We start from the raw sequence: 13,809 nt of genomic DNA, 5'->3' as shown, positions 1-13,809 counted from the left end.
TTCAAATGACGGAATACGAAGCACTGCAGTTAGATATTAAAAGTATTTGTGCTGAGGAAGATTCATTAAAATTTTTTTGTGGTATTCTAAGATGCTATAAAATTCCAAAGGCAACTATTATGCGCTTGAATTTAGAAGAAAATTTCAAGGTTAATAATGAAATAGGCATATCAAATAAATTATCTTTTGTTTTTACTACAAGTGAAAACTTGTACACAAAATTTGACAGTATAAAGAGAACACGCCAAAGAAAATCTACTGCAAGAATTATTATGCTGATGAATCAAAGAGATATTTTGGCATATGACACTGTATTGGAAGAGTGGTTAGCTGTTTCAAGAATAGAGTTTTATAAACAATATGATTTCTTTCTCCCTTTAATGGGGAGGGAGAAGTCTGTATTAAATGACAGAAAGACGGTTAACGTTAGGATTGGTGAAAAATTTGCTCAGTTATATAATGAACTGCTTGTGTTAAATGCTGGGGAGACAGAAGGAGAAGAAAAATTAAGAACTCTTTTGGTTAGGCTACTTTTTTGCTTTTTTGCTGATAGCTTCGGTATCATAATGAATGGATCACTTCACAAATTGATTACAATGTATAGTAAGCAAGATGGCAGTGACTTATCTAAACTTATAAATCATATCTTTATGTCATTGCATAATAAAGCAGATGATACAGTTCCAGAATATGTAGCAGATGCAATAGTAACATATAATATTAGCCTTTTTACACCCAAGGAAGAAGTTTCAATCTTTGATACATCAACTAGGAAACTGTTATTGGATATATGTGAAATGGATTGGTCTGAAGTTGAGCCAGATGTTTTAGGTTCGTTAATTCAAACAATTGCTTTTCCGGAAATGGCAGGAGTTGCTTACAATTATACTAGTACTGCAAATGTATATAAAGTAATAGGTCCTCTATTTTTGAATGATTTATATGACGAATTTGAAAAGGCAAAGGGAAATGTTGAAAAATGCAAAGAGATATTACGGAAAATTACACATATCAAGGTGTTTGACCCCGCTTGTGGAACGGGCAATTTTTTAATGATTACATTTAGGGAACTTAGGCTATTAGAAAAAAGGGTTAAATCACATCTCCATGAGATTAGCTACGAAGATATTAAGTATGCAGTTGATATTGGGCAGTTTTATGGAATCGAATTAAATCCTTTAGCATGTGATATTGCTAAGATTGGTTTGTATTTTATAAATTACAAAATGTCTATTGATGAAGGACTAGAATCAATAGGTGATCTGAATTGGCTAGGGAGTAATAATATTGTACAAGGGATTGCTACAGAGTATGAATGGGATGCTGTATGTCCTAAGGATCAGGGAACTGTGTATATCATAGGGAATCCATCATATAGAGGAGCAAGAAAACAAACTGACATTCAAAAAAGAATAGTAAAAACAGTATTTAAAGAAGAAATAGAGAACGGTATGAAAATTGGAGATATTGATTTTGCAGCTTGCTGGTTTTATCTAGCCGCAAAATACATAAGCGGTACAAATAGTGCATTCGCATTTGTAACTACCAATTCTCTTACACAAGGAGTACAAGTCCCTGAGTTTTGGCCTGTAGTTTTTAATAAAGGGATTGAGATATCATTTGCACATACTGCATTTAAGTGGAAAAATGATGGACAAAATAATACGGCTGTTACTGTGGTTATTGTAGGTTGTCATTCCGTATCATTCGGACAAAGGAAAACCATCTTTAATAATAATATAGCTTATGATGTAGAAAAAATCAGTCCTTATTTAACCGCAGGAGACGTTATTGTACATAAAGAGAATCGAGCATCAATAAGTGGATTACCGGCTATGGTAAAAGGAAATATGCCGTATGGTAAAGATTTGCTTCTCACTCCAACTGAAAAGGATGAAATCCTTACAATTTATCCAGAGGCTGCAAAATTTTTAAAACGTGTAGTAGGTTCAGAAGAATTTATTCACAATATAGAGCGTTGGTGTTTATGGATTAAAGATAAAGATTTAAATGATGCACTTTCTATACCACTTATTGCTGAACGTATAGAAAATGTTAAACAAGCACGTTTGGCAAGTACTGATAAAAGCGCTCATAAATTGGCGGAAAGAGCTCATCAATTTAGAGAAACGAATGAAGCTAGAAAGTATACACTAGTTATTCCATCTGTCTCATCAGAAAAGAGGCAATATTTCCAAGTTGGTTATGCTAACAAAAACACAATAGTTACAAATTTGAGTTTTGCAATTTATGATGCGGATCCTTGGGTTTTTGGTCTAATTGCTTCAAGAATGCATAATCTTTGGGTTAGAACAGTTTGTGGTGGACTTGAAACACGTATTAGGTACTCTAATGTAATAGGTTACAACACATTCCCAATACCAGTTTTATCCGAAGAACAAAAAAATGACATAAGAGAATGTGTCTTTGGTGTCATTATGGAGAGAGAAAAAGAGTCTGAAAGGACGTTAGCAGAATTGTATGATTCAGATGAAATACCAAATGGTTTACTGTATGCTCATAAAATATTAGATTCAACTATTGAAAACTGTTATAAAGAAGGTGGATTTTTTTCTGATCAAGAAAGACTTGATTGTATGTTTGAATTGTATAAACATTTGAAAGGAGTATAAGATATTATGGCTGAAAATATTATTAGTGTAGAATACCAGGCAACCGAGAAGAGCATCAAAATAAATAATATGGGAATGCGAGAAATGCAAAGCCGAGCATACGAAGCACGAAATGCACAGTATTTATTACTGAAAGCACCTCCAGCTTCCGGAAAATCAAGAGCCTTAATGTTTATTGCACTAGATAAGTTGGCAACGCACCAGGTATCAAAAGTAATTGTTGCAGTGCCAGAACGCTCAATTGGTGGCTCGTTTAAGAATACAAATTTAGTTGAAGGTGGTTTCTATAGTAACTGGGAAATAGACAGTCAATATAATTTATGCCTGCCCGGAGGAGAAAATAGTAAAGTTACAATGTTAGGCAAATTCTTAGATTCTGATGCGGACAAATTAGTTTGCACACATGCGACGCTAAGATTTGCATTTGATAAATTTGGGGCTGAAAAGTTTAATAATTGCTTGGTTGCTATAGATGAATTTCATCACGTTTCTGCTAATTACGAAAGTAAGTTAGGTGAGTTGGTGCGCATGCTAATGGATTCAACCAATGCCCATATTATGGCGATGACTGGATCATATTTTAGGGGAGATGGCATTCCGGTATTAATGCCTGATGATGAGGCTAAGTTTTATAAGGTAACATATAATTATTATGAACAGTTAAATGGATATAAGTACTTAAAGTCACTTGGAATTGGATTTCACTTTTATCATGGCAAATATATGGATGCAATAAATGAAGTACTTGATACAGATAAGAAGACTATATTGCATATTCCAAATGTTAATTCAGGAGAATCAACAAAGGATAAGTATATAGAGGTAGATACAATTATCGATAGTATAGGCGATATAATAAATGTTGATAGTGAGACTAATATATTTTATGTAGAAAGACCTGATGGCAAGATTGTAAAGATTGCCGATTTAGTAAATGATAATCTTAGTGAACGTGAGAAAACTGTAAATTTCTTGAGAAATATTAAATCAGAGGATGAAGTCGATTTAATTATTGCGTTAGGGATGGCAAAAGAAGGATTTGACTGGGCATTTTGTGAACATGCTTTAACTGTAGGATATAGAGGTTCGTTAACAGAAATTATTCAGATTATTGGAAGATGTACGAGAGATAGCAGTAACAAGACACATGCTCAGTTTACAAATTTAATTGCAGAACCAGACGCAGAAAATAATGAAGTTATCGAAGCTGTAAATAATATGCTAAAAGCCATTGCTGCTTCACTTTTGATGGAACAAGTTTTGGCTCCTAATTTTAACTTTAAGCCACGTGACAATGAGGAGAGTTCTGAAGATGATGCATCCTCAAATACGATACGCATTAATGGGTTGCGTAAACCGAATACCTCAAGGGTTAAAAATATATTAGAATCTGATTTAACTGAATTGAAGGCTACAATACTACAAGACCAGGAAATGGTTAAGTCTTTGTCGGGAGTTGTTGACAATGATGTTGTCAATCAGGTGTTGATACCTAAAATAATAATGACTAAGTACCCTGATTTGAATGAAGATGAGGTGGAAACTGTAAGACAACACCTTATAACTGATATGGTAATTAGGCACTCAAAAATAGAAACGGAAGGAGATAAACGCTTTATTAAGTTGACAGATAAGTTTATTAATATCGAGGAACTAAGCATTGACTTAATAGATTCTGTAAATCCTTTTCAACAAGCTTTTGAGGTTATATCAAAATCAATCACTCCTAAAGTGTTAAAATCTATTCAGGAATGTATTGCAGCATTCAAGGTAAATATGACGGATGATGAGGCAATATTCTTATGGCCTAAAATAAATGAATTTGTTAAGGCAACACGTAGGCAGCCTTCCCTTGATGCCTTGGATCCACATGAAAGGAGATTAGCAGAGGCACTTGTTTATTTACGTCAAGTAAAGAGGGAGCAGATGAAAAATGAATAGGAAATTTGATGCCATATTTAGCGAAGACCCTTTGGGCTTATTAGCATTACCCGATGCTACTGAGAAAGCGGAAAGAACACCGGAGGAACAAAGATTAATTAATAGTTTTGAAGAAATTAATAACTTTTATGAGGAAAATGGAAGAGTTCCCGAATTAGGAAGTGAGATTGATGAATTTATGCTTGCTTCTCGTTTGCAAGGTATAAGAAATAATCCACAGAAGGTTAAGAACTTATTGCCGTTTGACTTCCACAATTTATTAAAGTGTGAATCTAGTAAATCGGTTACAGTTGAGGATATACTTGGAGATGACCCTTTGAATCTTTTAAATATACCCGATATGGATGAAAGTATTTTCTCACTTAAGTATGTTAATAAATCAGATAGAATTCGTCCAGAATATATTTCTCGGAGAAATCAGTGCAAAAATTTCGACGAATATGAAACTATGTTTAATTCAGTACATGAAGACTTAAAGTACGGAAGGCGTAAACTAACAGAATTTAAGGAACAAGATTTGGAAGTGGGTAAGTTCTTTGTGTTGCGAGGAATTCTACTATACCTTGAAAAAAGTTCTCATACGTTACAAAAGGAAGAATATAACAGTGGGACGAGATTTAGGCAAGATGGAAGAACTAGGTGCATCTTTGATAATGGAACAGAATCTGATATGCTATTTCGATCCCTTTACAAAGCATTACTTAAAGATGGATTTGGGGTAAGCGAAGTTGAAGAACATGGTAGCCAAGATGTTCAAATTGATGAAAATGATGTACAAAACGGATATATTTATGTTTTAAGTAGTCTTAGTAACAATCCGCAGATATCAAGTATAGAAAATCTCTATAAGGTTGGGTATTGTAAAGGTGATGTTACCGAAAGAATAAAGAATGCTATAAATGAGCCGACATATCTTATGAGTGAAGTGAAAATTGTAATGACAGTTAGATGTTATAATCTCAATGTTCCATATCTCGAAAGTAACATTCATAATTTTTTTAAAGAGGTTAATGTTGCCTTTGAAGTAACAGATAAAAATGGTGATAAGCATTATCCAAGAGAATGGTTTGTTGCGCCTCTTTCGGTCATTGAAGAAGTAATTAAATTAATTGTTGAACAGAAAGTAGAACAGTATTCTTATAATTCTAAAATAGGCACTATTATTAAAAATAAGTAAAAAGAGAGGGGGTTAATATTTATACCTAAAAATCTACTATAGGGTGCTTTTTATGCCATTAGTGTGTGATTTTAAAACGTTTGAAAAACGTATAACAATGGGATTTTTGAAGTTTCTAATGAAGAATTTTGTGTATTGGATTTGCACAGAGAAAAACTGACGTATAGAAAACACCTACTCATGTCAAAATAGATGGCTGAGTAGGCGTTTCTTTATTTAATCAGTTACGCCATAAAGTAAACCATAACGACCTTCATTTTCATTATGTGTAAAGCGTATAATATTAGTATTTTTGTAATCTACATTTGGAATTTCATTTTCAATAATGATAGTTTGACCATATTTCTGATTATTAACCAAGTATTGGAAGAGTGAAGATTTCATACCTTCTGATATCTTTTCATCTTTCATCTTTTCAGATTTATTGGTCTTACCTTCTTTCAAAGAAAGAATAGGTGAGTCTATTAGTAATAAATTTGGTGAATATTCACATTCTGAAGATAAGTATTTCATGAAAGTAAAGGCAACAGCCGTATTAAGAAAGGCTCTATATCCTTTACCAAAGTTTCTTTTACTTTTTCCATTAACTACAACATCAAATGAATCTAAATCAAAATAGGAATTGCTGTAATTCGTAAAATTGCACTTCTCTAAAACATCAGCTAAAATATCATCAAGTCTTTTTCTAATTTCGGTAGTGTAATATTCTTTAGGCTTGAATTTGATTTCAAGTTCTTCTTCATCCACGTCTATTTTATAGAGATCTTCAGTGATAACCTTCTCAAAACTCTCAACAGCAGCTGACTGGCTATGAATTTCAATTGAATGTCTATATTCAGCTAGAGTCTTTCGTAATGTAGCGATACGAGGGCGTAATTCTGAATTAATAACAGATTCAATTTCTGTACGCTCTTTGATTAAGCTATCAGATTTTTCATTTAGTTCATCTTCCTCAAAAATAATATCACTTTCGGCATCATCAAGATCACTAAGTTGCGGTAATATTTTCTGCAGTTCTGCCTGTGCAGCTTCAGCACAGGATTTTTCTTCTGCTTTGGGAAGAGCACCATCACAGAATGGACATTTTACAACATCTGGTATGGTATATTTATGGAGATCACCTTCAACTATAAATGTTAAGCGCTTTATATCAGATTGATATTGACTTCTAAGAACTTGAAAACGCTTAAGCATCATACTACATTCTGCAAGTTGATCATTTAATTTTAGTATCTCATTTGAAAGTTCTTTACTTCTATTTACTGCGATTGTAATTGAACTTTCTGTTTCGGCAATTTCATTTAATATATTATTTATCTTAAGCTGTAATTCTTCCGTGTTTGGGCCATTATACTCGGCTAATTCAGCTTTTCTAACTGCAAGATAAGATAGATTTGAATCAATGTATTCTTTTATAGCTTTCTTCTTAGCAGCCTTTATAGCTTTAGTTTCTTTAGGATCTTCTTCATTATAGGTATTACCTGTAATGAAATAGAGCAGTATACTCATGATAGCTGTACGTGAAAAAACAGATTTTTGAAACATAACGCTTTCTTTTTGAAAAACATTATCTTCCTTTATGCAGAAGGAATGTAAGAAGGTACGTACTGTTAGATTATTCCTTTCAAAATTTTCATTTTTAATTATTGAAACAGGATCTTCTATGCCCATTAAGCGCAGCCAAAAATCATTCATATTCTTTCTAGCTTTTCCAGTACTGTATTTTCCAGATTCAAAATCAGGATTTTGGCTACTGACATATATGCTGGATTCCTCAAAATCTCTTCTTAAAGTAATGTCACCATTGTATGTAGCGATTTTCATACAGACCTGATTATATCCTGTTTTTTTATCTATTGGAAAGTCTTTTACAGATCCACCAAACATAAAGTCAAAACACTCAGCAATATAACTTTTTCCGGTATCTGATGGCCCACATATGATGTTTAATCCATCGATAAAGTCTATGGAGGAAACTTCCACGGTAGGTCCAGTTAATGATAATTTTTTTATATAAAAGTTTCGCATTTAATTTCCTCCCTTCCGTAGAGAACGTATTGAATGTTCGTTGATAAGGTTTAATACTTTCTTCTCTGACATATCTTCAATATAATTAAGTACTTTAGTAACCATTTCACGGTAGCAATTGGCATAATCGCTTTTTAAAGAAGAACAGTATTGTATACCTATAGTTGTAATTGTATATGTAAATCCATTTTGACCGCAGTCAACAGAAATTAGATCTTTGAGTACTAGATTTCTTGTAGCCTCTTTTGTAAGTTCTCTTCTTGTAGCAAACTCACTGTATTTAAAAAGGTTGTTTCCATGCATGTTGTTATCAGAAATGCCAAAATCTTGTCCGTATACTGCCATGAAATCAATTGCTGCGAGCATATCTGAAGAATATAATAATCCATTAGAGTTCTCCAAGATTAACAAGACACGTAGTGAGACTTCGAATGGCGAATTAAAAATACTATTCATCATCATCCACCCACTTTATTTCACCATCATTTACAAGCATATGGCAGACTCCCATTGTTTCTTCAGCACCAATCCACCCAGGAAGCTGTGTTAATAATGATTTATTTACTTTAATAACTGTAGCATGTGCCATAACAGAATTTAATCGTTCAAACCCATTTGGGTAATATCTATTATGAACAGGCCTAATACCGGAAAGAGTTTCTTGCTTTAAAACATCAAATTCTTTGTATTCTATAGGCATAAGGGTATCTCGTACTGATTGGCGTATACTCTCTGCAGCATAGTATTCTTTCCGCTGATATAAGAAGTCTCTTCTATAACGTTTATATTTAACTAAATCCTCTTTTGAAAAATCCTCCAATCCTTCTGCATCTGCATAGGCGGCAAATAATTCATGAACATAAACCATCTCGTGTTCTTCCAAGTCCTCTGGTGGAATAAGTGTTAATGGTTTTGGATAATGGCTAAAAAGTTCTTGCAGCTTTTTAACATCCTCTAAGATGGACACGGTTGATATTGATGGAGTTGGAGCTTTGCTTAATTTATTCTGTTTTTGGATTGCTAGTATAAATGTCTGCGCCAGGAAGTCACTTAACTCATTATTACTAAGAAGTTGTAGAAGGTTTGTTCTGGTTTCTACAGCCATCTCTTGTTTGTTAATTAAATCACGAAGAGCATCGTATGTATCAGCATCTTTAGGCTGACTTAGAACATTAAGAATGTTTTCATCAAAATAATCGCTTGCTGTAGCTTGGATATCCAGACGTCCAGCTGCTTTTTTTATATTCTTTGGAATCTCTTCTTTCTGGTACCACCATTGATGAGCTTGAGGGTTGTCAATGTTATATTGTTGACCATTTTTATTTGTTACATCGGCCCTATCTACTATAAATCCCAACAATAGTCTGGTGATTTCTGTATGGTCCGGGTTTAGCATTCCTTTTTCAATAGCCCGGGCATAAGATGAAAAATTTAATATATCCATAGACAACCTCCTTACTTATATCTCAATTTTATCCCAAGTTTATCCCAAGCCTGTCCAAATTACAACTTCTCAGTTTTACTATAGAATTTTATCTATAGAAGTGAGATATATTTCGATGCGTTAATTCGACTTATAGAGTCAATTTTATCACAGAATCTATTTTTTCTCAATCAATTCAAATCGTTTAAATCTATCCTCACTATGTGGATATGAGTTTCCCGGTTTAAACGAAAAAAATTTAATATAGACTGTTTGCCGACAGGCACCGGGAAGTGCTGAAGGTAGCAGTCCAGAAACGGAGACGTTTTTTGGATTACTACATATTAATCTTCCAAGTGGCTGTCTTAAAGTCTGCCTTTTTTAGGGTCTCCGTTTCGAGCAATTGAAAGGAGGCCTTTAATATGGCAGAAAAATTAAGAAAAGTAACTATTAAATCAGGTAAATATGAAGAAGAAATGGAACTTACTCAAGTACAATACGGTAATTATATGCGTCCTTGGTGGCAACAGAAAAAACGGGAACAACGAAATAGAGATGTAATGGAAGAGAGAGGTTATTCCCAAGAGTCTTATGATGACTGGAAGGATAAGTATAATGATGAATCTACTTCTATGATAACTTCTGAAAGTGTGGAAGAGCTAGTTGAAAAGAATATGGAACTAGAACTTTTGAGTAAAGCATTAGAGTCATTGATGCCAGAAGAACGAGATATGGCAATGTCGGTTTTAACAGGGGAGGTTTCTCTTGCCGAGTACGCTAGACAGCATGAAGCAAAGCGTACAACTATGTCAGATAAGAAATCCAAAGTCTTACATAAATTGCAAAACTACTTTAGAAGTAGAGGGTATGAAATTTAGCTGCATAAAGTAAATGAAATGGGAAAAAGTGGTGGGTGATATTTTATATTAATACATCCGTCACTTTTCTTTTATCGGTCATTACCTACTTATGATAGGGAATGAAAAATAATAAAGTTCAAAATCATTCCGTCACATTTTGAAAAAGAGTCATTACCTACTTGTGAAGAGGCAAATGGCTCGGATAGGAGGAAAAATCAATGGATAATCCCAAGGAATTAATCGGAGTATTACAGGCTATCAGCATTGTAGCAAAAAATCTAGCAGAAAAGCTTATGAGGATTGAAAAGGAAGTTGAAGAATATGAGTCCAGCCAATCAAGAGCATCTGTCTCTACCAAAAATTATGAAAGGAGATAAGCACTATGAAGAAAGTATTTATTTGTTCTCCTTATAGAGGAGATGTAAAGAACAACACACAAAAGGCTAAGTACTATGCAAGTATTGCAACACATTGTGATGTAGTTCCAGTTGCACCACATCTGTATTTTCCAATATTTCTTGATGATAGTGACCCCGCAGAAAGAATGCTTGGTATTTCATCAGGAGCAGAATTGATGAAAATCTGTGATGAATTGTGGATTTTTGGTTTCAAGATAACAGAAGGTATGAAGTTTGAGTTGGAAAAAGCAAAGGAAATGAAACTTCCGGTTCGCTTATACGATGAGCAGATGAAACGTATAGGAATTTCTACCTTAGCTATTGATGAGCGCTTTGATGATGTATTCAGAGCAGCAATTCAAGGCTTGAAATTACTACAGTAGGAGGGTAAAGAGATGAAAGAAGAAAAAATAATTATTCCCAATTTAGAAGTAATTGAACACCGTGAGGTATTAGGACAAGACTTCAAAATTTATGGTAACATAGAAAATCCAATTTTCAAGGCTGATGAAGTTAAAAATTGGATTGAACACTCTAACACAAGTATGATGCTTGCAAATGTTGAAGAATCAGAGAAGTTGCTAATTCAAATAGGCACTCTAAACAATGCTTATAGTGCCTGGTTCCTTACAGAAGACGGACTTTATGAAGTGCTGATGCAAAGCCGTAAGCCTATAGCAAAGCAATTCAAGCGTCAGGTTAAAGAAATTTTAAAAGAAATCCGTAAGCATGGGATTTATGCTACAGACAATGTTTTAGATAGAATTCTTGCAAGTCCTGAGTTTGGAATTAAACTTCTTACAGAATTAAAAGAAGAGCGTGAAAAGAGAAATGCATTGGAAACAAAAGCAGCAGAAGATAAACCTTTAGTTGTATTTGCAAACGCAGTGGAAACTTCCAAGACAACAATTTTAATTGGAGACCTTGCTAAACTCTTAAAGCAAAATGGTTATGACATTGGACAAAACCGCTTGTTTGATTGGCTAAGAAAAAATGACTACTTGATAAAAGGTGGCAGTAGAAAGAATATGCCAACTCAAAAAAGTATGGATATGGGATTGTTTGAAGTTAAGGAATCTGCAATTACAAATCCAGATGGAAGCATCAGAGTAACAAGAACAACTAAGGTCACAGGCAAGGGGCAAATTTACTTTATTAATCTATTTGTTCCACAGCCAATGAATGTATAGAGGAGGATATGCAATGAAAGGAAGTTATTTAAAAATTGCAGAAGGTTATGAATTAATTGCTACTGGATTCAGAGAATTAGCAGAAGTAAAAGAGGCACATGAAAAGAAAGCTGCACCAGAGACAATACAAGAAATAACAGAAACACCAGCTAAAGCAGAACCTCTTAAAGAAGAGGCTACTAAAGTAACCTTAGAAGATGTACGAGCAGTTTTAGCAGTTAAAACTCGAGAAGGAAAGACACAAAAGGTAAAAGCCTTACTTAATGAATTTGGTGCAGACAAACTCTCAAGTGTGCCAGAAGACAAGTTAGCTGATTTGATAGCTAAGGCGGAGGTACTCTAATGGGGAAACACGCACGATTTTCTCCATCATCGGGGAAGAGGTACATAAATTGTACCCCATCTCTACGATTGGAGGAACAGTTTACAGATGAGGAGTCTAGTTACGCAGCAGAAGGTTCTGCTGGACATGCGTTAGCCGAACATCTTATTAAAAAGCATTTAAAGTGCCTTAGCAAGAGACCTGTATCAGATTACTATTCTGATGAATTGTTGGCGGCTGTAGATGAATATGTAGCCTATGTGATTCAGCAGATTGAACTAGCAAAACAGATATGTAAGTCTTCTGTATTTATCATAGAACAGAAAGTTGATCTTAGCTCTTATGTAGAGCAATGTTACGGTACGGCAGATATGGTAATTGTGACAGACAAAAAGATACAAATAATTGACCTAAAACTTGGAAAAGGTGTTCCGGTCAGTGCTATTGAAAATGTGCAGCTTATGATATATGGATTAGGTGTGTTGAACGATTTAGAAGTTCTTTTTGATATAGAAGTATTAGAACTTACTATTGTACAGCCAAGGTTAGAGTCGATTAGCACATGGGAAATTACAGTAGATGATTTAAAATCATGGGCCAATAAAGTTTTTGTACCTAAAGCAAAGATGGCTCTTGCTGGTGAAGGAGAATTCTGTGCAGGAGACTGGTGCCGCTTTTGTAAAGCAAGATTTCAATGTAGAGCAAGGGCAGATGAGTTTTTAAAGTTGGCACAGATGGAATTTAAGGAGCCATCTCTACTTAGTGATGATGAAATGGCAGAAGTACTTACTGTTGCAGATGACCTTAAGAAATGGGCAGAAGAAGTATATACCTTTGCACAAAATGAAGCAATTGTTCATAACAAACAATGGCCTGGTTTCAAATTGGTGGAAGGCAGAGCTAATCGTAAGTATACAAGTGAAGAAGATGTCGTTGAAGCTGCTAAAGTAGCAGGTTATGAAGATATCTTCAAACAAAGTCTTATTGGTATTACAGAAATGGAAAAACTGATGGGCAAGAAACAATTCAATCAGATACTTGGAAATTTGGTATACAAGCCACAGGGCAAAGTTACCTTAGTTCCAATGTCAGATAAACGTCAACCAATAAATTTAGCTACTGCAAACGATGATTTTGCAGAATGATTAGGAGGAAAAAATTATGAGTACAGTAAATAACCAACAAGTAACTAAAGTTATTATCCCTTGCAGATTTTCTTATTTAAACTGCTTTGAACCACAGTCCATCAATGGAAGTGAGCCTAAGTATTCAGTGTCAGCAATTATAGATAAGAAGGATAAAGAAATCATCAAAAAGATTCAAGCTGCAATTGAAGTAGCAAAGAAAGAGTCTGTAGCAAAATGGGGTGGTAAAATCCCTGCTAATTTAAAAACACCACTTCGAGATGGGGATATTGACCGCCCTGATGATGAAGCTTATGAAAATGCATACTTCTTAAATGCTAACAGTAAACAGGCTCCTCAGGTAGTAGATAAAAGTGTACAACCTATCCTAGACCAATCAGAAGTCTATAGTGGATGCTATGGTAGAATCTCGGTAACTTTTTATGGGTATAATTCCAACGGGAATCGCGGCATAGCAGCGGGACTAGGTAATATACAGCTGTTAAAATCTGGAACTCCACTTGGAAGTAGAAGAAATGCTTCAGATGACTTTGATGCAGTGGAAGCAGAGGAAGATTTCTTAGGGTAAAGCAATAGGGCGGTGGGCAACCTCCGCCCTGTTACATATAGAAATTCTTCCGTCACTTTTGTAAATACAGTCATTACTATTTTTAAAGGAGTTGATTCGATGAATAGTTGGATAAGAGAAGAAG

General features: G+C 34.4%; 13 protein-coding genes. 10 read left to right on the top strand and 3 right to left on the bottom strand.

Annotation, left to right across the window (positions count from 1 at the left end):
* The first annotated feature begins 5 nt into the window (after positions 1-5).
* The 3 genes from ABDZ60_RS05955 to ABDZ60_RS05945 all read left to right on the top strand — a co-directional run bounded on the left by ABDZ60_RS05955 (position 6) and on the right by ABDZ60_RS05945 (position 5,751).
* Positions 6-2,633: a type IIL restriction-modification enzyme MmeI gene (locus ABDZ60_RS05955; RefSeq protein ID WP_343776906.1), complete on the top strand. Its 2,628-nt coding sequence runs from the start codon at positions 6-8 to the stop codon at positions 2,631-2,633.
* A gap of 6 nt (positions 2,634-2,639) precedes the next feature.
* A complete protein-coding gene (locus ABDZ60_RS05950) occupies positions 2,640-4,574 on the top strand; it encodes a DEAD/DEAH box helicase (RefSeq protein ID WP_343776904.1) in 1,935 nt (644 codons plus the stop codon).
* A gap of 178 nt (positions 4,575-4,752) precedes the next feature.
* Positions 4,753-5,751: a GIY-YIG nuclease family protein gene (locus ABDZ60_RS05945; RefSeq protein ID WP_343776902.1), complete on the top strand. Its 999-nt coding sequence runs from the start codon at positions 4,753-4,755 to the stop codon at positions 5,749-5,751.
* Positions 5,752-5,967: 216 nt separating this feature from the next.
* Here ABDZ60_RS05945 and ABDZ60_RS05940 read toward each other — a convergent pair whose 3' ends face one another.
* From ABDZ60_RS05940 to ABDZ60_RS05930, 3 genes are read right to left on the bottom strand one after another with little or no spacing between them, the layout of a single operon-like run.
* Positions 5,968-7,779: an AAA family ATPase gene (locus tag ABDZ60_RS05940; RefSeq protein ID WP_343776900.1), complete on the bottom strand. Its 1,812-nt coding sequence runs from the start codon at positions 7,777-7,779 to the stop codon at positions 5,968-5,970.
* Complete coding sequence (locus ABDZ60_RS05935) at positions 7,780-8,235, bottom strand: ABC-three component system middle component 2 (protein WP_343776898.1); 456 nt, start codon at positions 8,233-8,235, stop codon at positions 7,780-7,782.
* Positions 8,228-9,223, bottom strand: coding sequence for an ABC-three component system protein (locus ABDZ60_RS05930; protein ID WP_343776897.1), 996 nt, complete (start codon positions 9,221-9,223; stop codon positions 8,228-8,230). Before ABDZ60_RS05930 ends, ABDZ60_RS05935 begins: the two co-directional genes overlap by 8 nt.
* Before the next feature lie 401 nt (positions 9,224-9,624).
* On the opposite strand from ABDZ60_RS05930, the gene ABDZ60_RS05925 reads away from it, so the two are divergent.
* From ABDZ60_RS05925 to ABDZ60_RS05895, 7 genes are all read left to right on the top strand, one after another.
* Positions 9,625-10,080, top strand: coding sequence for a hypothetical protein (locus ABDZ60_RS05925; RefSeq protein ID WP_343776895.1), 456 nt, complete (start codon positions 9,625-9,627; stop codon positions 10,078-10,080).
* A gap of 200 nt (positions 10,081-10,280) precedes the next feature.
* Entirely contained in the window at positions 10,281-10,439 is a 159-nt protein-coding gene (locus ABDZ60_RS05920) for a hypothetical protein (protein ID WP_343776893.1), read from the top strand.
* A 5-nt stretch (positions 10,440-10,444) separates the two neighbouring features.
* Complete coding sequence (locus ABDZ60_RS05915) at positions 10,445-10,843, top strand: DUF7768 domain-containing protein (RefSeq protein WP_343776891.1); 399 nt, start codon at positions 10,445-10,447, stop codon at positions 10,841-10,843.
* A 12-nt stretch (positions 10,844-10,855) separates the two neighbouring features.
* The gene (locus ABDZ60_RS05910) at positions 10,856-11,650 is read left to right on the top strand and encodes a phage antirepressor KilAC domain-containing protein (protein ID WP_343776890.1); all 795 of its coding nucleotides are present in this window, start codon (positions 10,856-10,858) and stop codon (positions 11,648-11,650) included.
* Positions 11,651-11,663: 13 nt separating this feature from the next.
* Complete coding sequence (locus ABDZ60_RS05905; protein WP_343776888.1) at positions 11,664-11,993, top strand: hypothetical protein; 330 nt, start codon at positions 11,664-11,666, stop codon at positions 11,991-11,993.
* Entirely contained in the window at positions 11,993-13,117 is a 1,125-nt protein-coding gene (locus tag ABDZ60_RS05900; RefSeq protein ID WP_343776886.1) for a DUF2800 domain-containing protein, read from the top strand. Before ABDZ60_RS05905 ends, ABDZ60_RS05900 begins: the two co-directional genes overlap by 1 nt.
* A gap of 16 nt (positions 13,118-13,133) precedes the next feature.
* Complete coding sequence (locus ABDZ60_RS05895) at positions 13,134-13,685, top strand: DUF2815 family protein (RefSeq protein ID WP_343776884.1); 552 nt, start codon at positions 13,134-13,136, stop codon at positions 13,683-13,685.
* Positions 13,686-13,809: the final 124 nt, after the last annotated feature.

This window comes from Clostridium sartagoforme, from assembly GCF_039521405.1.
GTDB classification, from domain to species: domain Bacteria; phylum Bacillota; class Clostridia; order Clostridiales; family Clostridiaceae; genus Clostridium; species Clostridium sartagoforme.
Note: the sequence above shows the minus strand (reverse complement) of the source record. Positions and strands in the feature narration are given on the sequence as shown.

Excerpts from the sequence above, each read along its gene's own strand:
- ABDZ60_RS05955 (WP_343776906.1), top strand. The coding sequence starts at position 6 with ATGACGGAATACGAAGCACTGCAGTTAGATATTAAAAGTATTTGTGCT.
- ABDZ60_RS05950 (WP_343776904.1), top strand. The coding sequence starts at position 2,640 with ATGGCTGAAAATATTATTAGTGTAGAATACCAGGCAACCGAGAAGAGC.
- ABDZ60_RS05945 (WP_343776902.1), top strand. The coding sequence starts at position 4,753 with ATGCTTGCTTCTCGTTTGCAAGGTATAAGAAATAATCCACAGAAGGTT.
- ABDZ60_RS05940 (WP_343776900.1), bottom strand. The coding sequence starts at position 7,779 with ATGCGAAACTTTTATATAAAAAAATTATCATTAACTGGACCTACCGTG.
- ABDZ60_RS05935 (WP_343776898.1), bottom strand. The coding sequence starts at position 8,235 with ATGAATAGTATTTTTAATTCGCCATTCGAAGTCTCACTACGTGTCTTG.
- ABDZ60_RS05930 (WP_343776897.1), bottom strand. The coding sequence starts at position 9,223 with ATGGATATATTAAATTTTTCATCTTATGCCCGGGCTATTGAAAAAGGA.
- ABDZ60_RS05925 (WP_343776895.1), top strand. The coding sequence starts at position 9,625 with ATGGCAGAAAAATTAAGAAAAGTAACTATTAAATCAGGTAAATATGAA.
- ABDZ60_RS05920 (WP_343776893.1), top strand. The coding sequence starts at position 10,281 with ATGGATAATCCCAAGGAATTAATCGGAGTATTACAGGCTATCAGCATT.
- ABDZ60_RS05915 (WP_343776891.1), top strand. The coding sequence starts at position 10,445 with ATGAAGAAAGTATTTATTTGTTCTCCTTATAGAGGAGATGTAAAGAAC.
- ABDZ60_RS05910 (WP_343776890.1), top strand. The coding sequence starts at position 10,856 with ATGAAAGAAGAAAAAATAATTATTCCCAATTTAGAAGTAATTGAACAC.
- ABDZ60_RS05905 (WP_343776888.1), top strand. The coding sequence starts at position 11,664 with ATGAAAGGAAGTTATTTAAAAATTGCAGAAGGTTATGAATTAATTGCT.
- ABDZ60_RS05900 (WP_343776886.1), top strand. The coding sequence starts at position 11,993 with ATGGGGAAACACGCACGATTTTCTCCATCATCGGGGAAGAGGTACATA.
- ABDZ60_RS05895 (WP_343776884.1), top strand. The coding sequence starts at position 13,134 with ATGAGTACAGTAAATAACCAACAAGTAACTAAAGTTATTATCCCTTGC.